Annotated in this window: 16 protein-coding genes; 8 read left to right on the top strand and 8 right to left on the bottom strand. The window is 61.0% G+C overall.

All coding sequences use genetic code 11. The features are described 5' to 3' along the window. Window positions 1–19: 19 nt before the first annotated feature. Window positions 20–1,282, bottom strand: coding sequence for a lysophospholipid transporter LplT (gene lplT / locus AC07V8_RS15510; protein WP_494679165.1), 1,263 nt, complete (start codon window positions 1,280–1,282; stop codon window positions 20–22). Between the two features lie 187 nt (window positions 1,283–1,469). On the opposite strand from lplT, the gene alr reads away from it, so the two are divergent. From alr to fghA, 4 genes are all read left to right on the top strand, one after another. After that, window positions 1,470–2,546, top strand: a complete 1,077-nt coding sequence (gene alr, locus AC07V8_RS15505; RefSeq protein ID WP_494679166.1) for an alanine racemase — start codon at window positions 1,470–1,472, stop codon at window positions 2,544–2,546. A 99-nt stretch (window positions 2,547–2,645) separates the two neighbouring features. Further along, a complete protein-coding gene (radA, locus tag AC07V8_RS15500; protein ID WP_211474021.1) occupies window positions 2,646–4,016 on the top strand; it encodes a DNA repair protein RadA in 1,371 nt (456 codons plus the stop codon). 76 nt (window positions 4,017–4,092) lie between these two features. After that, the gene (locus AC07V8_RS15495) at window positions 4,093–5,199 is read left to right on the top strand and encodes an S-(hydroxymethyl)glutathione dehydrogenase/class III alcohol dehydrogenase (protein WP_494679167.1); all 1,107 of its coding nucleotides are present in this window, start codon (window positions 4,093–4,095) and stop codon (window positions 5,197–5,199) included. After that, window positions 5,196–6,047 (top strand): S-formylglutathione hydrolase, encoded by an 852-nt coding sequence (gene fghA, locus AC07V8_RS15490; protein ID WP_494679270.1) that lies wholly within the window; start codon window positions 5,196–5,198, stop codon window positions 6,045–6,047. Before AC07V8_RS15495 ends, fghA begins: the two co-directional genes overlap by 4 nt. Before the next feature lie 79 nt (window positions 6,048–6,126). On the opposite strand, the gene AC07V8_RS15485 is transcribed toward fghA, so the two are convergent. Together AC07V8_RS15485 and AC07V8_RS15480 are read right to left on the bottom strand one after the other, a co-directional pair. Then, window positions 6,127–6,825 (bottom strand): TerC family protein, encoded by a 699-nt coding sequence (locus tag AC07V8_RS15485; RefSeq protein ID WP_494679168.1) that lies wholly within the window; start codon window positions 6,823–6,825, stop codon window positions 6,127–6,129. A gap of 339 nt (window positions 6,826–7,164) precedes the next feature. Next, window positions 7,165–8,070 carry a LysR family transcriptional regulator gene (locus tag AC07V8_RS15480; RefSeq protein WP_098496740.1) on the bottom strand — a complete coding sequence of 302 codons (906 nt, stop codon included), beginning with the start codon at window positions 8,068–8,070 and terminating at the stop codon, window positions 7,165–7,167. Window positions 8,071–8,340: 270 nt separating this feature from the next. Here AC07V8_RS15480 and aceB point away from each other — a divergent pair, with 270 nt between their 5' ends. Next, window positions 8,341–9,927, top strand: a complete 1,587-nt coding sequence (aceB, locus tag AC07V8_RS15475; protein ID WP_494679169.1) for a malate synthase A — start codon at window positions 8,341–8,343, stop codon at window positions 9,925–9,927. 124 nt (window positions 9,928–10,051) lie between these two features. Here aceB and AC07V8_RS15470 read toward each other — a convergent pair whose 3' ends face one another. Next, a complete protein-coding gene (locus AC07V8_RS15470; protein ID WP_494679170.1) occupies window positions 10,052–10,651 on the bottom strand; it encodes a TetR/AcrR family transcriptional regulator in 600 nt (199 codons plus the stop codon). Window positions 10,652–10,796: 145 nt separating this feature from the next. Here AC07V8_RS15470 and AC07V8_RS15465 point away from each other — a divergent pair, with 145 nt between their 5' ends. The 3 genes from AC07V8_RS15465 to AC07V8_RS15455 are packed head-to-tail and all read left to right on the top strand — an operon-like array spanning window position 10,797 to window position 15,069. After that, the gene (locus AC07V8_RS15465) at window positions 10,797–12,290 is read left to right on the top strand and encodes an efflux transporter outer membrane subunit (protein ID WP_494679171.1); all 1,494 of its coding nucleotides are present in this window, start codon (window positions 10,797–10,799) and stop codon (window positions 12,288–12,290) included. A gap of 34 nt (window positions 12,291–12,324) precedes the next feature. After that, window positions 12,325–13,515, top strand: coding sequence for an HlyD family secretion protein (locus AC07V8_RS15460; protein ID WP_494679172.1), 1,191 nt, complete (start codon window positions 12,325–12,327; stop codon window positions 13,513–13,515). Window positions 13,516–13,527: 12 nt separating this feature from the next. Next, the gene (locus tag AC07V8_RS15455) at window positions 13,528–15,069 is read left to right on the top strand and encodes a DHA2 family efflux MFS transporter permease subunit (RefSeq protein WP_494679173.1); all 1,542 of its coding nucleotides are present in this window, start codon (window positions 13,528–13,530) and stop codon (window positions 15,067–15,069) included. A 26-nt stretch (window positions 15,070–15,095) separates the two neighbouring features. Here AC07V8_RS15455 and AC07V8_RS15450 read toward each other — a convergent pair whose 3' ends face one another. The 4 genes from AC07V8_RS15450 to AC07V8_RS15435 form a co-directional block, all read right to left on the bottom strand. Further along, window positions 15,096–15,569, bottom strand: coding sequence for a Csu type fimbrial protein (locus AC07V8_RS15450; protein ID WP_494679174.1), 474 nt, complete (start codon window positions 15,567–15,569; stop codon window positions 15,096–15,098). Continuing rightward, entirely contained in the window at window positions 15,566–17,779 is a 2,214-nt protein-coding gene (locus AC07V8_RS15445; protein WP_494679175.1) for a fimbria/pilus outer membrane usher protein, read from the bottom strand. The genes AC07V8_RS15450 and AC07V8_RS15445 overlap by 4 nt, the downstream gene beginning before the upstream one ends. Before the next feature lie 67 nt (window positions 17,780–17,846). Next, on the bottom strand, window positions 17,847–18,569 hold the full coding sequence (locus AC07V8_RS15440) for a fimbrial biogenesis chaperone (RefSeq protein WP_494679176.1): 723 nt from the start codon (window positions 18,567–18,569) through the stop codon (window positions 17,847–17,849). A gap of 21 nt (window positions 18,570–18,590) precedes the next feature. Then, window positions 18,591–19,121: a spore coat protein U domain-containing protein gene (locus tag AC07V8_RS15435; RefSeq protein ID WP_494679177.1), complete on the bottom strand. Its 531-nt coding sequence runs from the start codon at window positions 19,119–19,121 to the stop codon at window positions 18,591–18,593. Between the last annotated feature and the right edge of the window lie 74 nt (window positions 19,122–19,195).

Genomic DNA, 19,195 nt, shown 5'->3' with positions numbered 1-19,195 from the left:
GGCGGCATTGCCGGCAGATCTAATGCTTGACTTCGCCAATCAAGGCCAGCGAATCATGCTCGCGCTGGTTGGCGGCATGCTTGCGCATGATGAGCAGCATGATGCAGGCCACAAACGAGCCGAACATCAGGATGACGATATTCACGTCCAGATCGATCTTGATCATCAAGGCGTACAGCACCAGCATGGTCAGCACTGACAGGTTCTCATTGAAATTTTGCACCGCGATCGAATGGCCGGCGCTCATCAGCACGTGGCCGCGATGTTGCAATAGCGCATTCATTGGCACTACGAAATAGCCTGAAAGGGCGCCGATGATGATCAGCAGCGGGTAGGCCACCCAGATCGAGTGCACCACGGTCATGGCCATTACGACTATGCCCATGATGATGCCCATGGGCATCACCGTCAGCGATTTTTTCAAGGGAATCATGCGCGCCGCGGCGCCGGCGCCGATGGCGACCCCAAACGCCACCACGCCTTGCAGGATCGCGGCCTTGTCGAGCGGCATGCCGAGCGACTTCTCCGCCCATTTCAAGACAATGAACTGCAGGGTGGCGCCGGCGCCCCAGAACAGGGTGGTGACGGCTAGCGAGATTTGTCCCAGCTTGTCTTTCCACAGGATCGCGCAGCAGTTGGCGAAGTCGGCGATCAGCTTGCTCGGCCGGTGCTGCTGGTGCGGGTAGCGGGCGCCGGTGTCAGGGATCTTCAGGTTGAAGATGGTGGCGATCACATACAGCGCGCCGATCACCATCAGCGCGGCATGGGTTGGGGTGTTCAGGTGCCAGTTGATGATGGGTATGTGCCACTGCAGCAGTATCGAGACTACGTGCGGGCTGACCAGGGCGCCGCCGAGGACCGTGCCGAGGATGATGGAGGCCATGGTCAGGCCTTCGATCCAGCCGTTGGCGGCAACTAGTTTCTCTGCCGGCAATAATTCTGTCAGGATACCGTACTTGGCCGGCGAATATGCTGCCGCGCCGAAGCCGACGACGGCATAGGCAATCAATGGATGGACATCGGCGAACATCATCAGGCAGCCGGCGATCTTGATCATGTTGGTGATGAACATGACTTTGCCTTTTGGCAAAGAATCGGCGAAAGCGCCGACAAAAGCGGCTAACAGCACGTAAGAGAGGACAAAAAACAACTTCAGTAAGGGGGTCATCCAGTCCGGCGAGGACATTTCCGCCAGTAAGGCGATGGCCGCTATAAGTAGGGCGTTGTCGGCTAGCGAAGAAAAAAACTGCGCTGCCATGATGGTGTAAAAACCGCGATTCATCCGCATCCCAGAATGTAACAATGTGTCCCCGGCCTGCTTTATACCATGAAAATATGACCGGTCCGTGATTATGACGGATGCAAAAGCCAAAACGTTCAGGCGTATTATTGAAAAATTGCCAAGCCTTTGCCGCACTTGCTTCCGGTAAAATAGAGCGCTCTACGAAACTTCAGCATTTCTGCCATTCATGCCCAGACCCCTCGTTGCTTCCATAGACATTTCCGCGCTACAACATAACCTGCGTATTGCCAAATCGCATGCCCCGCAGGCGAAAATCTGGGCAGTGGTCAAGGCCAATGCCTACGGCCATGGCCTGGAGCGCGCCATGCGCGGCTTTGCCGAAGCCGATGGACTGGCCCTGATCGAACCCGAAAACGCTTTGCGTTTGCGCGAACTGGGCTGGCAAAAGCCGATTTTGTTGCTGGAAGGTATTTTTGATGCCGCCGATCTGGAAACTGCGGTGCAGGCCAAGCTCGATTTCGCGGTGCACTCCTCGGACCAGATCCTGCTGCTGGAGCGCGCTGCCTTGAAAGGGACGCTGGACGTCCACCTGAAAATGAACAGCGGCATGAACCGCCTGGGTTTCAAGTCCGAGCTCTACCGTGCGGCCTATCAGCGGCTGCGGGCGATTCCCGCCGTTCGCAAGATCACGTTGATGACGCATTTCGCCAATGCCGACGATCCGCTCAATCCCGGCTTGCCATTGCAGCAACAAGTGCAGCTGTTCGAGCAGGGCACGGCCGGCATCGAGGAAGAGCGCAGCATCGCCAATTCTGCGGCGGACCTGATGCATCCTGAGCTGAAGTCGGACTGGGTGCGGCCCGGCATCATGCTGTACGGCGCCAGCCCCGGCGGCGCCAGCGCCGAGCAGTTCGGCCTGAAGCCGGCGATGACGCTGACCAGCAAGATCATCGGCATCCAGCGCATAGGCGCAGGCGAGGCGATCGGTTACGGCAGCCGTTTTGTCGCCGCCGCGCCGATGCTGGTGGGCGCGGTGGCCTGTGGCTACGCCGACGGTTATCCGCGCCACGCCCCCAACGGCACGCCGGTGCTGGTCGATGGCGTCCGCACCGTCACTGTCGGCCGGGTGTCGATGGACATGTTCTCGGTCGACCTGACCAATGTGCCGGGCGCGGCGGTCGGCAGCAATGTGACCTTGTGGGGCGCCGGCTTGCCTATAGATGAAGTGGCCCATGCTGCCGGCACGATAGGCTATGAATTGATGTGTGCTTTGGCCGCGCGGGTTAAAGTGCTGGAGTCTTGAGCGCGAGGCAATAAAAAGCGTCCATAAAAATCGAAAAATGCGTCGACAAATAAGCGGACAAATCAGTGATGTATGCACCTTATGAAACTATAGAAGCGAATGGCCAAAGCTAAAACCAACTACACCTGCACCGAATGCGGCGGCGTCGCTAATAAATGGACTGGCCAGTGCCCCTCGTGCGGGCAATGGAATACGCTGGTGGAAACCATCGTGGAAGCCGTCGGCAACCGTTTTTCAAACCAGCACCAAGGCTTGGCGCAGACCGCGCCGGTGATGACCCTGGCAGATATCGAGGCGATCGATGTGCCGCGCTTCGGCACCGGCATCGAGGAATTCGACCGTGTGCTCGGCGGCGGCCTGGTGGCCGGCGGCGTGGTGCTGATCGGCGGCGATCCGGGCATCGGCAAATCGACCTTGCTGCTGCAGGCGCTGGCCAACCTGTCGAAAGTCAAGAAGGTGCTGTACGTCAGCGGTGAAGAGTCAGGCGCGCAGATCGCCTTGCGCGCCAAGCGCCTGGCGGTGGATGCCGGCGACCTGCGGCTGCAGGCGGAAATCCAGCTGGAAAAAATCCTCAACACGCTGGTCGAGCACAAGCCGGAGGTGGCGGTGATCGATTCGATCCAGACCGTGTATTCCGATGCGCTCAGTTCCGCCCCCGGTTCGGTGGCGCAGGTGCGCGAATGCGCTGCGCAGCTGACGCGGGTCGCCAAGCAGTCCGGCATCACCATCATCATGGTCGGCCACGTCACCAAGGAAGGCGCGCTGGCCGGGCCGCGCGTGCTGGAGCATATCGTCGATACCGTGCTGTACTTCGAAGGCGACACCCATTCCAGTTTCCGCCTGGTGCGGGCGTTCAAGAACCGCTTCGGCGCCGTCAACGAACTCGGCGTGTTCGCCATGACCGAAAAAGGTCTGAAGGGCGTGTCGAATCCGTCGGCGCTGTTCCTGTCGCAGCATGACAGCCAGGTGCCGGGCTCCTGCGTGATGGTGACGCAGGAAGGCACGCGCCCTTTGCTGGTCGAAATCCAGGCCCTGGTAGATGCTTCGCACGTGCCGAACGCGCGGCGCTTGTCGGTCGGACTGGAGCAGAACCGCCTGGCGATGCTGCTGGCAGTGCTGCACCGGCATGCCGGCATCGCGGCGTTCGACCAGGACGTGTTCATCAACGCCGTCGGCGGCGTCAAGATCACCGAACCGGCGGCCGATCTGGCGGTGCTGCTGGCGATCAATTCCTCCATGCGCAACCGGCCGCTGCCGCGCGGGCTGGTGGTGTTCGGCGAAGTCGGCCTGGCGGGCGAGATCCGGCCGGCGCCGCGCGGCCAGGAGCGTTTGCGGGAAGCCGCCAAGCTGGGCTTTTCGATCGCCATGATTCCCAAGTCGAATGCGCCGAAACAAGAGATCGAAGGCTTGAAAGTGATCCCGGTGGAGCGCATCGATGACGCCCTGAGCAAGATACGTGACGCTGAGTAAACGGCAGGCTTGCCATCTTTAGCGAATAATCCTGTAGTTCCGAATACATCCTGACATCCTGGTAAAGGTCAATCAAATGAAAACCAAAGCAGCTATCGCATGGAAAGCCGGTCAGCCACTGACCATCGAAGAAGTCGAACTGGGCGGCCCGCGCGCCGGCGAAGTGCTGGTGGAGATCAAGGCCACCGGGATTTGCCATACTGATTACTACACCCTGTCCGGCGCCGATCCGGAAGGCATCTTCCCATCCATCCTGGGCCACGAAGGGGCAGGCGTGGTGGTCGATGTCGGCCCTGACGTCAAGAGCCTGAAAAAGAACGATCACGTGATCCCGCTCTACACGCCGGAATGCCGCCAGTGCAAATTCTGCCTGTCGCAGAAAACCAACCTGTGCCAGTCGATCCGCTCGACCCAGGGCCGCGGCCTGATGCCGGACGCCACCAGCCGCTTTTCGATCGACGGCAAGCCGATCTATCACTACATGGGCACCTCGACCTTTTCCAACTACATCGTGGTGCCGGAAATCGCCCTGGCCAAGATCCGCGAAGATGCGCCGTTCGACAAGGTTTGCTACATCGGCTGCGGCGTCACCACCGGCGTCGGCGCGGTGCTGTTCACCGCCAAGGTGGAGGCGGGCGCCAATGTCGTGGTGTTCGGTCTCGGCGGCATCGGCCTCAACGTGATCCAGGCGGCGCGCATGGTGGGCGCCGACAAGATCATCGGGGTTGACATCAATCCAGCGCGTGAAGCGATGGCGCGCAAGTTCGGCATGATGCATTTCATCAATCCGACCGAAGTAGAGAACGTGGTCGACGCTATCGTGCAACTAACCGATGGCGGCGCCGATTACAGCTTTGAATGCATCGGCAACGTCACCACCATGCGCCAGGCGCTGGAATGCTGCCACAAGGGCTGGGGCCAGTCGATCGTGATCGGCGTCGCCGCCGCCGGCCAGGAAATCAGCACCCGGCCGTTCCAGCTGGTGACTGGCAGGGTCTGGAAGGGCTCGGCTTTCGGCGGCGCTCGCGGCCGTACCGACGTGCCGAAAATCGTCGACTGGTATATGGATGGCAAGCTCAATATCGACGACCTGATCACACACCGTTTGCCGCTGGAGCGCATCAATGAAGGCTTCGATCTGATGAAGAGCGGCGAGTCGATCCGTTCGGTGGTGATCTACTGATGGAAATCATCAGCGAACATGCCTGTTTCGGCGGTACGCAGGGATTCTACCGTCATGCGTCGGCCGAGATCGGCCTGCCCATGCGGTTTTCCGTGTATCAGCCGCCGCAGGCCAGGCTGGGGCCGGTGCCGCTGCTGTTTTTCCTGGCTGGGCTGACCTGCACTGAAGAGACTTTCATGATCAAGGCCGGGGCGCAGCGCTATGCGGCGCAGCACGGCATCATGCTGGTGGCGCCGGACACCAGCCCGCGCGACACCGGCATAGACGGCGCTGGCGACAGCTGGGACTTCGGCAATGGCGCCGGCTTCTACCTGGACGCGACGCAGGCGCCTTGGGCGCAGCATTTCAGGATGTACTCCTATATATTGCATGAGCTGCGGCAAACCGTGATCCAGGAGTTTCCGGCGCAGGCCGGCAATATCGGCGTCTTTGGCCACTCGATGGGCGGCCATGGCGCGCTGGTGCTGGCGCTGCGCAATCCGGACGTGTTTCGCTCAGTATCGGCATTTGCGCCGATTGCCGCGCCCAGCCAATGTCCGTGGGGGCAAAAGGCGTTCGGCAATTATCTGGGAGCGGAGCAGGCCGGCTGGCGCGACTATGATGCGACGCAGCTGATGCTGGGTTTGCAGCGGCCGTTTCCGCAAGAGATATTGATCGATCAGGGCCTGGGGGACAAATTCCTGGCCGAGCAACTGCTGCCGGAACAGTTTGAAGCAGCCTGCGCGCAGGCGGGACAGCGCCTGACGCTGCGCCGTCATGCAGGGTACGACCACGGTTACTACTTCATCTCGACCTTGATCGAGGATCATCTGGCTTTCCACCAGCGGATACTGTCGGCAGATTCCTGAGCCGAAAAAAATCCCGCCTGGCGCTCCGGCGGGATTTTCATGTTGTACTTCTTAATTCGTACTTCTCAATTCCAGGACTTTACTCAGCGGCCTTGACACCGTCGCGTCGCTTCGAAACCATCCAGCCGCCGCCCAGCACCACCACAAAACCCAGCACGTAAGCCGCATAGTTCAGCCCGGGCAGGCTATCCCAGAATGGCTGCAGGACCGGTTCCGTAACGATCATGTGCATCGCGGTGTAGACCAGGATCGCTGCGCCGATGAAGATCGTCAGCGGGAAGCGTTCGATCAGCTTCAGCGCCAGGGTCGAACCCCAGACCATGATAGGCACAGAAATCAGCAAGCCGATAATCACCAGCGCCATGCTGCCTTTGGCGGCGCCGGCGACACCCAGGACATTGTCGATGCCCATGACGGTGTCGGCGATGATGATGGTTTTCAATGCGGCCGCCATGGTGGTGGCTTTCACGCCATGCGCTTCGCCGTCATCCGACTGCGTCAGCAGGCGGTAGGCGATCCACAGCAAGGCCAGGCCGCCGACCAGCAGCAGGCCAGGGATCTTGAGCAGCCAGACCACGCCGATAGTCATCAGCACACGCATGACGACCGCACCCGCCGTGCCCCAGATGATGGCCTTGCGGCGCAGGTGGTCGGGCAGGCTGCGCGCCGCCATCGCGATCACGATGGCGTTATCGCCGGCCAGCACCAGGTCGATCACGACGATGGCGGCGAGTGCGGCGAAGAAGGCGCCGGCATTCCAGTCCGCCATGCCTAGCATTGAAAGTAAACCAGAAAAATCCATAAAGTAGTCTCCAACAGGGTTAACAAATAACCTCACGCATGGATAACGACAGGAGTGGCGGGAAGTCAACGCGACACATTGCCTGCATGGAATCCATGCTGACAAAGGTCTTGCTCAACAGCGCTGCTGCCAAGGTAACCGGGCGCAGGCGTTGTGCCTGTTCCGTGATGACGACTACCTTGCAGAACATTGTGCAGCGAATTAAGGCGCCGTACCGATGTTCAGGAGCTACTCCCCTTTGAGAGGGTGCTGCACGCAGAATGCCGTGCAACTGGGCGCCATTGTACATCAGCCCAAAAAAAGTGGGAAGGGCAGTCAGCCGTGGCGCCAATATTCGGGCTGGGCATAGGCGCGCCGCAAGAAATCGACAAATACCCGGATCCGCAAAGGCAAATGCCGTCGTTGCGCGAAAACGGCATAGATATCGTTGCCCGGCGCGGCGAATTCATCAAGCACCGTCACCAGCTTGCCGGATTCGATTTCGCTGCCGACTTCCCACATCGAGCGCCACGCCAGTCCTTTGCCCGCCAACGCCCAGTCGTGCAGCACCTGGCCGTCGTTGCAGACCATGTTGCCGGCTACCCTGACGGTGACGATCTTGCCGTTCTGGCGGAAGCTCCAGCCGCGCTGGCTGCCTTCGCTGCTGATCGCCAGGCAGTTGTGCTTTTGCAGGTCGTCCACGGTGAGCGGCTTGCCGTGACGTTTGATATAAGCCGGCGAGGCCACCACGATACGCTTGTTGTCCGCCAGCTTGGCGCCGATCAGCGAGGAGTCGGACAAGGAGGCGATGCGGATGGCGACGTCGATGCCTTCGCCGATCAGGTCAACCACGCGGTCGTTCAGGTTGAGGGTCAGGGTGACGTCGCGGTGTTCGGTGAGAAAGGAGGGCATCAGCGGCGCCACGTGCTGCCGCCCGAAGCCGGCCGGCGCCGAGATCAGCAGATGGCCGCTGGCGTGGGCGCTGCGCTCCGAGACGGCGGATTCGGCATTTTCCAGGTCGGACAGGATGCGCTGGCAGTCTTCAAGGAAGGCTTCGCCCTCGTTGGTCAGGGCGATCTTGCGGGTGGTGCGTTGCAAAAGCTTTACACCGAGGCGTTCCTCTAATGCATCCAGCCGCCTTCCTATCATGGCCGGGGCGATCCCCTCGGCGCGCGCGGCGGCCGACAGGCTGCCTTTGGCGGCCACTTCGACGAAGGTAGAAATCTGCTTGAATTGGTCCAATGCGTTGATCCAATGCGCTGCGGCCTCAGGTTTTGGGGAGAGGGAGCTGTGATAAGCTCACTTGTGACTAAAACGCATAGATCAAATGATAATTCGTTCAACCTATGATGATTTAGTTTAAATATACTATATAGCGTAAAAATTAGATAATGCCATTCGGGTTTATGCATAGCCGACATGGTAAAAAGCGGAATGTAGCACTGCACCATGGCACCATGGTGCAGTCTGTAGAAGACACTGATCAATTCATAGAACAAACAGGAGTAGAGCATGACGCAACTGACACTGCCCGCAGGAATGGAAATCAACGGCGCGATCGAAGCCGGCTACGCCGAAATTCTGACCCCCGATGCGCTGGCCCTGGTGGCCAAGCTGAGCCGCGCTTTCGAAGCGCGCCGTCAGGAATTGCTGGCAGTGCGCGTCGAGCGCGCCAAGCGCCTGGACGCCGGCGAGCGCCCCGACTTCCTGCCGGAAACTGCGCATATCCGTAACGGCGACTGGAAGATCGCGCCGATCCCGGCCGCGCTTGAATGCCGCCGCGTCGAAATCACCGGCCCGGTCGAACGCAAGATGGTGATCAACGCCTTCAACTCCGGCGCTGACAGTTATATGACCGACTTCGAGGATTCCAACTCGCCAGTCTGGGATAACCAGATCAGCGGCCAGATCAACCTGCGCGACGCGATTCGCAAAACCATTTCGCTGGAACAGAACGGCAAGTCCTACAAGCTGAACGACAAGGTCGCCACCCTGGTGGTCCGCCCGCGCGGCTGGCACCTGGATGAGAAGCATGTGCTGGTCGACGGCAAGCGTGTCTCCGGCGGCATTTTCGACTTCGCCCTGTTCATGTTCCACAATGCCAAGGAGCAGCTGGCGCGCGGCGCCGGTCCTTATTTCTACCTGCCGAAGATGGAATCGCACCTGGAAGCGCGTTTGTGGAACGACATCTTCGTGATGACGCAAAACGAACTCGGCCTGCCGCAGGGGACCATCAAGGCCACCGTACTGATCGAAACCATCCTGGCCGCTTTCGAAATGGATGAAATCCTGTACGAACTGCGCGAGCACAGCTCAGGCCTCAACGCCGGCCGCTGGGATTACATCTTCTCCTGCATCAAGAAATTCAAGCTGGACAAGGACTTCTGCCTGGCCGACCGCGCCAAGGTCACCATGACAGCGCCGTTCATGCGCTCCTACGCACTGCTGTTGCTGAAGACCTGCCACAAGCGCAACGCGCCGGCGATCGGCGGCATGGCGGCACTGATCCCGATCAAGAACGATCCGGAAAAGAACGAGATCGCCATGGGCGGCGTACGTACCGACAAGGCGCGCGATGCGACCGACGGCTACGACGGCGGCTGGGTTGCCCATCCAGGCCTGGTCGAGCTCGCCATGACCGAGTTCACGAAAGTATTGGGCGACAAGCCGAACCAGATCAGCAAGCAGCGCGAGGACGTCAACGTCAGCGCCGCCGATCTGCTCGATTTCAAGCCGGAAGCGCCGATCACCGAAGCCGGCCTGCGCTACAACATCAACGTCGGCATCCATTACCTGGGCGCCTGGCTGGCCGGCAATGGTTGCGTGCCTATCCACAACCTGATGGAAGATGCAGCCACCGCGGAAATTAGCCGCGCGCAAGTATGGCAATGGATACGCTCGGCCAAGGGCGTGCTGGAAGACGGCAAGAAGGTGACTGCCGAGATGGTGGTCGCGATGATTCCGGAAGAGCTGGCCAAGGTCAAGGCGCTGGTCGGCGATGGCGCTACCTACGACCGCGCCGCCAGGATATTTGAAGAAATGTCGACATCGGCTTCGTTCGCCGAATTCCTGACACTGCCGCTGTACGAGGAAATTTAAGTCTGGCTGGCGGCGGATGCGCCGCTCGCTCGCAGAGAGATAAAAAGGCCGGTCGCAAGATCGGCCTTTTTTATGCTCGCTGGCAGTTGACGTGATAGCGGCGCCGGCGGCGGTCCGGCGCTATTCAAATCGCATAGATGCGCATGAAGGCATCGATGGCGCGCTCTGTCGATGCCTTTATCTTGTCCGGCGTCGCCCCCGTGACCACGCCCAGCATCCTGATTTCCATCCACTCGGTTTCCACCAGCCCGCGCAACTGCAGGGCAGCCACCCAGGCGTCGGCTGTGCGCAACTGCCGCTTGTCCATTGCCTGCTTCAGGAAATTGGCCACCCGGGTCCAGCCCAGTTTCGGACCGCGTTCATACAGCATCTTGCCGATATCCCAGCGCTCGGCGTGGGACAGCACCAGGCGCTTGACCGCCACCACTTCCGGCATCAGGATCACTTGCAGGTACTTGGCGCCCAGGCGTTGCAGTGTCAGGCGCAGATCGTCGCTCTCGACCAGCTGCTCGAATACTGCTTCATAGTGCTGGCCGATCTGCTGGCGCATGGTTTCGACAAAGATCTCTTCTTTTGACGAAAAGTAGTTGTACAAGGTCGCCTTCGATCCCCCCAGGCGCGCCGATATTTCCGACATCGATGCTCGTTCAAATCCTATTTCATTAAAGATCGCTGCCGCGACATCGATGATGGCCTGCCGTCGTTCCTCGCTTTTCTTGCGCATGTGTCAATTTTTCCTGTTTTACGGCATCAAAAGCGCCGTATTTGTGCGTTGCTTTTTGGGCTTGTTGGCGCCTAGTTTTACTTGACGACGTTCAAAAGTCAATACTATACTGTACCGTACAGTTCAGTTATGAATGGATTTTCTCATGCAAGGCTCTCGCTTTTCCCCTCATTTCTCGCCATATCTGGCGCCTGCTCTGCGCGGGATCGCCAGCCTGTGCGCGCTGGCGTTCACCCTCAGCGGCTGCGCGCAATTCTCGGAAATCGGCCCGCGTGCCGAACTGAAAGACATCGCTGCTTACCAGACTTCGGAACAGCTGGCCGGCAATGCAATCGCCTGGCCGGACGACAAGTGGTGGACCGTCTACGGCGACAAGCAGCTCGATGCGCTGATCGGCGAAGGCTTGCAAGGCGCGCCATCGCTGGCCGCGGCGCAGGCGCGGCTGCTGAAAGCGGAGGGCAGTGCGCAGCAGCAGGGCGCCGCCTTGCTGCCGCAAGTCAGCGCGAATGCCTCGGTCAACCATATGAAGCAGAGCTACAACAATGGCGTGCCGGCAGAGTTCGTGCCACAGGGCTATAACAATGAAGGCAGCGCCACGCTCAATTTCAGCTACGAAATCGATTTCTGGGGCAAGAACCGCGCGGCGCTGGCCGTCGCCACCTCGGAGCTGGAAGCAGCGCGCGCCGATGCGGCCCAGGCCAGGATCACCTTGTCGACCTCGATTGCCGCCGCCTATGCCGAATTCGAACGGCTGCTGAGCCAGCGCGATACCGCCGAGGCGGCGCTGCAGGTGCGCCGCGAAACCTACGATCTGTTCGAGCAACGGCGTATCAATGGCCTGGAAACCCAGGGCAGCGTCAAGCAAGTGCTGGCAAGGCGCGCCATGGCGGAAGCCGATTTGCTGAGCGTGACCGAATCCATCAATCTGCAACGCAACAAGCTGGCCACGCTGGTTGGCGCCGGACCGGACCGCGGCTTGCGCCTGCTGCGCCCGGATATCGACATGTCGCATCCGTTCGGCATGCCGCAGCAGTTGCCGGTGAATCTGCTGGGCCGGCGCCCGGACGTGGTGGCGTCGCGCTTGCGGGTGGAAGCCGCGGCCAAGCAGATCAAGGTGGCCAAGGCGCAGTTTTATCCGAATGTGAACCTGACCGCCTACCTGGGTTTGCAGGCGCTGGGCCTGGGCATGCTGAGCAAGGCCGGTTCCGACGTCGGCAGCATCAGCCCGGCGATTTCGCTGCCGATTTTTGAAGGCGGCCGCCTGCGCGGTCAGTACCGTTCCGCCAGCGGCAGCTATGACGAGGCAGTCGCCAATTACGACAGTGCGGTGACGCAAGCCTTGCAGGACGTCGCCGATGTGGCGGTCAGCGAAAAAGCCTTGACGGGCCGGCTCGACAAGACGCAAGAGGCGGTCGCTGCGGCCGAGGATGCTTACCGCATCGCCCGCAATCGCTATGAAGGCGGCCTGGCCACCTATCTCGACGTGCTCAATGCCCAGGACACCCTGCTGACCAACCAGCGCGAGCTGTCGACGCTGCGCTCGCGCCTGTTCGCGCTCGACGTCGCGCTGGTGCGGGCGCTGGGCGGCGGCTATCAGCACGATGGGCACGATGGTCGCAATGCACGCGCCGCCGGCTGAGCAAACATTCAAAACATATTCTAAGGATAGCAACATGTCACACAGCGATTCACAAGTCATCAAGGACCTGGCTTCGGAAGAAGTCATCGCCAAGGCAGAGGCCAAGGCAACTACGCAAAAGCGCAAGAAACTGTTCGGCGCCTTGGCCGGCGTGATCCTGATTGCCGGCGTCGGCTACACCGCCTACTGGCATTTCATCGGTTCGCGCTATGTCAGCACCGACAATGCCTATACCGCGGTGGAAATCTCGCAGCTGACGCCGGCCATCAATGGCATCGTCGCCGACGTCAAGGTGGTTGACACCCAGGCTGTCAAGCAAGGGCAGGTGCTGGTGGTGATCGACGACAGCGATACCAGGCTGGCGCTGGCCCAGGCCGAAGCCGACCTGGGCCGGGCGCAGCGCCGGGTGCAGGGATATTTCGCCAATGACAGCGGGCTGGCGGCGCAGGTGCTGGCGCGCGAAGCGGAGCAGAAGCGGGCGGCGGCGCAGACCATTTCGGCGCAGGCCGACCTGCAGCGCGCCGAGCTGGATTTCCGCCGGCGCGAAGCCTTGTCCAAATCGGGCTCGGTATCGGGCGAAGAACTGAGCAATGCGCGCAGCGCCTTGCTGACCACGCAAGCCAACCTGAAAGTGGCGGAAGCCGGCGAAGTGCAGGCCAAGGCCAATCGCTTTGCTACCGTGGGCGCGCAAAAAGCCAGCACGGTCCTGACCGCCGACACGACTGTCGACACCAATCCGGAAGTGGCGCTGGCGCGCGCCAAGCGCGACCAGGCCAGGCTGGACCTGGAGCGCACCGTGCTGCGGGCGCCGGTGGATGGCGTGATCGCGCGGCGCCAGGTGCAGATCGGCCAGCGGGTGCAGGCCGGCACCGTGTTGCTATCGATTGTGCCGACCCAGCTGATGCACGTCGACGCCAATTTCAAGGAAGGCCAGCTGACCCAGGTCAAGATCGGACAGCCGGTCAGCATGAAGGCTGATCTCTACGGCGCTTCGGTGGAATACCATGGCACGGTCGAGGGCATGTCCGGCGGCAGCGGCTCGGCATTCGCCGTGATCCCGGCGCAGAACGCGACCGGCAACTGGATCAAGGTGGTGCAGCGGCTGCCGGTGCGGATCTCGGTCGATCCCAAGCAGCTGCAACAGCAGCCGCTGAGCGTCGGCCTGTCGATGGAAGTCGAGATCGATACCCGCGCCGCCAAGTCAGCCCCTTCCGCGAACATGTAAGAAAGCGGCATCATGTCATCCACTTCGTCTTCCGAACTGCCGCTACAGCCGCTGCAGGGCGCGCAGCTGATCGGCGTCGGCCTGCTGCTGGCCGCCGCCAACTTCATGGCGGTGCTCGATACCACCATCGCCAACGTCTCGGTCTCCACCATCTCCGGCGCCCTCGGCGCATCCTCCAGCCAGGGCACTTACGTGATCACCTCCTATGCGGTGGCCGAGGCCATCACCGTGCCGCTCACCGGCTGGCTGGCCAACCGCTTCGGCGCGGTGCGCGTGTTCATCACGTCGATGATCATGTTCGGCATTTTTTCCGCACTGTGCGGACTGGCGAATTCGCTCGGCTTGCTGATCGCCTTCCGCGTCATGCAAGGGCTGGCCGGCGGCCCGCTGATCCCCTTGTCGCAAACCTTGCTGCTGCGGGTTTTTCCGAAAGAGAAAGCGCCGGCGGCGGTCGGCTTATGGGCCATGACCACCCTGATCGCACCGATCGCCGGGCCGATACTGGGCGGCGTCCTGTGCGACCAGTACAGCTGGCCCTACATCTTCTACATCAATGTGCCGGTGGCGCTGATCTGCGGCTATATCGGTTGGAAAATGCTGAAGCGTTTCGAGTCGCCGCTGACCAGGCTGCCGATCGACAAGGTCGGACTGGGGCTGATGATCGTCTGGGTCGCGGCCTTGCAGCTGATGCTGGACAAAGGCAAGGAACTCGACTGGTTCGCCTCGACTGAAATCGTGGTGCTGGCGCTGACCGCCGCCATCGGTTTCATCGCTTTCCTGATCTGGGAGCTGACCGAGCGCAATCCGATTGTCGACCTGCGCGTGTTCCGCCATCGCGGCTACTCGGCTAGCGTCACCACCATCTGCCTGGCCTTCGGCGCTTTCTTCGGCGCGACTGTACTGACACCGCTGTGGCTGCAAGGCTATATGGGCTATACCGCGACGCATTCAGGCCAGACCACGGCCCTGTCCGGCATCCTGGCGGTGTTGACCGCGCCGTTCGTGGCCAAGCTGTCGACCAAGGTCGACCCGCGCAAGCTGGTCTGCTGCGGCGTGCTGTGGCTGGGCATGGTGACTTTGTTTCGTAGTTTTAACAGCACCGACATGACTACTTTCCAGATCGGCTGGCCGCTGTTGATGCAGGGGATAGGCATGCCGCTGTTCTTCGTGCCGCTGACAGCGCTGGCGCTGAGCAGCGTGAGTCCCTCCGAAACCGCCTCGGCAGCCGGCCTGATGAGTTTCTGCCGCACCATGTCCGGCGCGATCGCGACTTCGCTGGTCAATACCGGCTGGGAAAACAACGCCACCCGCTATCATGCGGAACTGGCCGGACTGGTGGACCAGGCCGGCGACGCCGTCAACAGCCTGATGCAGTCCGGCATGTCGATCGACCGGGCGCGCGCCAGCATCGAGCAGACGCTGCAGTCGCAAAGCATCATGCTGTCGACCAATCACATGTTCGTGATGGCGGCGCTGTCCTTCCTGCTGGCGGCGATCGCGGTGTGGTTTGCGCCCAAGCCGACGCGCATTGCGGATACCTCCGCAGCGCACTAGGACCTGAAGAAGCCGGGATGAGCCTGCTAGTAAGTGATGGTGACGGTTACCGTGTCGGTATAAGTTCCTGCCGGTTTGTTTTGAGCGCCCGGGACGCGGCCGTACGGCGTGTAGTGGCGAGTCGTGGGCGTCAACAGAATCAGATAACTGTCTGATTCTGTTTGCGTGGTGCCGGAGCCGTCGCCCCAGACGATGCTGCGGGCGGTATCAGTGTAGATGTTGTAGCTGAGAGAGTTGCCACCAGATATTAACGTTCGATTGGCAAAAGTGCCGCTACCCGCATTAATGGCGATGGTATAGCTGCCAGTGCCGATCACCAGCGTGGCGGTGCAAGTGACGGCAACGTCGCCGGTACTGTCGGCGTTGCCGCCACCGGGAGAGGTATAAGCAGGAAACGTAATTCCGGTCGTGCTTACGGTGCATGTTGCAAGCAGGGCATGGGCGCACAGCGGCAGCGCCAGCATGCCCAGGGAAACCAGACATTGCCAGCAGCGTCTCATTTCGTCTCCTGGCCGCAGGAAAACGGCCCCAGCACGGGGAAGGCCTCTGCCTTGGCAGGTGCGGGAATGTCGAAACTGCATAACGGCCGGGCCGCATTGTCGGTAACTGCAATCCTGGCCGGATACGCCATCGCCGGAATAAAGACCTGCCCGCGCAAGGCCACTTCCTGTGCTTCCGTACTGCCGTTCAAATACACAAGGCTGCCGGTCGCCAGCGGCGTTCCTTGCCTGTCCGTCAGCACCAGCGTTGCGCTCTGGTTCTGCTGGGCGCTGAATTTCAGCAGGCTGCCGCTGCGCGGCCCCGGGGTGACGGATTTCTGGTTCAGGTCCAGCGTCATCGACAAGGGCAGGCCGGCAGTATCCAGGTAGACGTTGTTCGGTTCGTAAGGAACCAGGCGGGGAATGAAGCCGACGCCATCCTTGTCGGTGTGCCCGACCTTGACATTGTTGGCGTAGATATCGATAGGCTGGGACACCGGCACTTCCACCATGGCGAAGCTTTCGTCCATCCAGCGCGTCGCCCGGGCGTGGCCGCCGAGCAGGGCGATGCCGCCGCGCGCCTCCAGCTGCAGGTTGCTTTGGCCATCGGCATGATTCGCGCTCATCATATATTCGCCGGTGGCGCCGAGGTAATTGACGCCGATATCTTCGCCGCCATTGTCGAAGAACGCCTTGCGTGCGCGGTAGCCCCAGCCGCCTTCCTGCGGCGCGGTTTGCTGGTATCCGGCGCTGAAGGATTTGCTGCCCGGCTGGCCGGTGGCCACCACCTGGGCGAAACTCTGGTGTTCCAGCGGAATCACCCAGACCACGTTGGCCGACAGCGGCCGGTCTTGCGTCAGCGATTTGAGGAAGCCGACGCTGACGGTGCCGTAGCGGCGCAAGTTGAAATTGATGCCGGCATTCACGGCCCGCACATTGTCCTGGCCGCGGTTGACCTGGCTCAAATAGCCTAATGCCAGGTTGGTGCGCGCGCTCAGCGATAAATTGGCCTGGGCCTGGATCTGTTGCGCCGGCGCCAGGATATCGTCGCCCAGGCCAAGCTGCCAAAAGCGTGCGCCGGCTGTCTGTACGCGCACGGTCAAGGCGTATTGGCTGCCCTGGCGGTCGAACTGCAGGTATTGCAAGCTGTCGTTGCCACGCTCCGAATTGCTGGCGGCGACGCCGCCGCTCAGCAGGCCGATATCCGTCAGCGCCACGGCGCCGCCGATGCCCAGCGACTCCCGTCCGCGCATCACCTCGCCATGGCTTTCGACGGTGCTGCTGTTGCTGACGCCGTAGCGTACGGTGGCGGAACTGAAGGCCTGGCCATAGTCGCTGTCCCTGCTGCCGAAATTATTGCGCAAGGCCCCGACTTCATAGGAAACATCCTTGCTGCCTTGCCGCAGCAGCCGGGCGCTGGTGATATAGCTTTGGGTGTAGACCTGCTGCCGTCCCAGCACATCGTGCACCACCATCTGCACATTGCCCTGGCCGGCATACACCGGCAGGTTGTTGATGGTGAACGGGCCGGTGTCGACCGGCTGCTTGAGGCGCAGGATATTGTCGACATAGATGTCGACCACCGATGGCGCTGCCGCCGTGCCGCTGAATGCCGGCAGCGGTATCGCCTGATAGCCGGGAATGGTGGAGAATTTGGTGTGCCATTGAATGCCGCCGAAATACACCTGGCGCGAAAGGGCGCTGCTGCCGGTGACGCTGTCGCCCAGCACCAGGGTGGCCTGCTGTGCCGGGAAATCCCGGGTGTACTGGCTGTCGAGCCGGAACACCGAGCGCTTGCCGGTCAGGTCCTGGCCGACAAAGCGGCTGGTGTAGGTGCCGCCGCCGCTGAACACGCCGACTTCCGTCACCGCGGAAAGATTGTTTTGACCCTGGCCCTTGGCGTAATTGATGTCGTAGTTCAGGAAGGCGCCGGTTTCGGAAGTCTGTTCCAGCAATTGACGGTGATCGCCAAGATTGAATTCCGAGTCGATGAAGGCGCTTGCCTGCGCCTGGATGACCAGCGTCTGGGTGCGGCTTTCGATCTCGGCGCGGACGCCAGGCAGGGCTTCCAGCGGATAGTAGTTTTCCTGATGGCTGCTGATGGCGGCAGTATTCGGCAAGCGCAAGCGGGCCTCCGTCAATAACTGCGACGGCACGATGATGCCATTTGCCGCAGTGCGCAGAATAAGCGTTGCGTCCGTCAATTTCTTGTCGTTGACGACAACGGCCAATAATATTTCCTGCTCTGCCGATGGCTTCTCCGCCGCGGCCGGCGCCGGGGTTTGGCAGGCGATCAGGCTAGCGGCTAGATACCTGGTCAGCCTCCAGCGTGAGGTGTTCTTCAATCTCGCCCTTGTCTGTCTGAATGTGCAGCCGGACCGCGCCGTCACGGATTTTCCCGTTCGCCAAGGACCATTCCTTGCGCTGGCCCGGCAAAACATAAGCAGGTGTGCCGATTTGCACCGCATCCTTGTCTTCGGCGTTGCGGAGCAGGATGCGGTTGATCTTGCTGTGGACGTTGCCCTCGTTGGCGGCGCTCAGCAACAGCGCGCCGGACACGTGCTTCAACTGCCAGGAAATCTTTTCCTGGCGGATCTTCGGGCCGATGAATACCGGAATGCTGACCCTCAGCAAAGTCTTCAGGCCGGGCCCTTGCAAGCCGGCTTGCGGAACTTCATCGATCAGCAGCCGATAGCTTTTCTCGCTGGGCGAGTTTTCCGGATGACGCAGGCCGAAGCGCAGGAATTGCATCTGGTCCGGCTCGATGGTGAAGATCGGCGGATTCAGCAGCAGTGCATCGGTATCGCTCAGCACCTCCTGACTGCCATCGGTGCTCCAGTCGACTGCTTGCACCTGGATGCGCACCGGCTGGTCGCCGGTATTCCTGATTTGCAGCACGCCGGCACTGCGCTCGCTGCTGAGGCTGAAGCCGATCGGATTGACGTTGAACGATGCTGCCGGCGCGTTGTTGGCCAGGCCTATGCATAACCCTGCGAGCAGACACCGCCACGTATTCAGCATGAGCGCCATTGATCGCCCCGCTTAAAACGTGACGGTGGCAACGACGGTATCGGTATAGGTTGCAGCAGGCTGGGACTGGGCGGCCGGGATGCTGGCGTAGATGGTGATCGGCGTTGCCAGGCCGGTGGCGGTGACCGCGGCTGGCGCGGTGCCGGCAGTGTTGCCCCAGGTTACGGTATGGCCGCTGTCGGAAAACAGGCCATAGTTGAGGTAGGTCGGGCTGCCGCCGCCGCTGGACAGGCGGCGCAGCGGCACTGCGTTGGTCGAACCGGTATTGGCATTGGCGCCCTGGCCCAGGGTAATCACCGGACTGGCGCCGACGGTGCAAGTGGTGGAGACGCTGGCTGTCGTGGTCTGGGGCGTCGACAGGTTGGCGACAATCGGATCGTAGGTGGTGGTGAAGCCGGTCGTGGAGATGATGCAATTGTTGGAAATGGTGACCGTATTGGTCATGGTCGCCGTGGCGGTGCTTGCGGAAGCGGTGTTGGAAACAGTGCTGTATGCCGTTGCTGACGCGATAATCAAAATGCCGTTCCGTACAAACTTTTTCATGACAAATCTCCCGATTGACATTTTTCGTTGTGGAAACCCAGGTAAACGCCTGGACATTTGTTTATGCCGCACTT

It is taken from the genome of Collimonas sp. GW821-FHT02H07, from assembly GCF_059421505.1.
Note: the sequence above shows the minus strand (reverse complement) of the source record. Positions and strands in the feature narration are given on the sequence as shown.

Excerpts from the sequence above, each read along its gene's own strand:
- lplT (WP_494679165.1), bottom strand. The coding sequence starts at position 1,282 with ATGAATCGCGGTTTTTACACCATCATGGCAGCGCAGTTTTTTTCTTCG.
- alr (WP_494679166.1), top strand. The coding sequence starts at position 1,470 with ATGCCCAGACCCCTCGTTGCTTCCATAGACATTTCCGCGCTACAACAT.
- radA (WP_211474021.1), top strand. The coding sequence starts at position 2,646 with ATGGCCAAAGCTAAAACCAACTACACCTGCACCGAATGCGGCGGCGTC.
- AC07V8_RS15495 (WP_494679167.1), top strand. The coding sequence starts at position 4,093 with ATGAAAACCAAAGCAGCTATCGCATGGAAAGCCGGTCAGCCACTGACC.
- AC07V8_RS15485 (WP_494679168.1), bottom strand. The coding sequence starts at position 6,825 with ATGCTAGGCATGGCGGACTGGAATGCCGGCGCCTTCTTCGCCGCACTC.
- aceB (WP_494679169.1), top strand. The coding sequence starts at position 8,341 with ATGACGCAACTGACACTGCCCGCAGGAATGGAAATCAACGGCGCGATC.
- AC07V8_RS15470 (WP_494679170.1), bottom strand. The coding sequence starts at position 10,651 with ATGCGCAAGAAAAGCGAGGAACGACGGCAGGCCATCATCGATGTCGCG.
- AC07V8_RS15465 (WP_494679171.1), top strand. The coding sequence starts at position 10,797 with ATGCAAGGCTCTCGCTTTTCCCCTCATTTCTCGCCATATCTGGCGCCT.
- AC07V8_RS15460 (WP_494679172.1), top strand. The coding sequence starts at position 12,325 with ATGTCACACAGCGATTCACAAGTCATCAAGGACCTGGCTTCGGAAGAA.
- AC07V8_RS15455 (WP_494679173.1), top strand. The coding sequence starts at position 13,528 with ATGTCATCCACTTCGTCTTCCGAACTGCCGCTACAGCCGCTGCAGGGC.
- AC07V8_RS15450 (WP_494679174.1), bottom strand. The coding sequence starts at position 15,569 with ATGAGACGCTGCTGGCAATGTCTGGTTTCCCTGGGCATGCTGGCGCTG.
- AC07V8_RS15440 (WP_494679176.1), bottom strand. The coding sequence starts at position 18,569 with ATGCTGAATACGTGGCGGTGTCTGCTCGCAGGGTTATGCATAGGCCTG.
- AC07V8_RS15435 (WP_494679177.1), bottom strand. The coding sequence starts at position 19,121 with ATGAAAAAGTTTGTACGGAACGGCATTTTGATTATCGCGTCAGCAACG.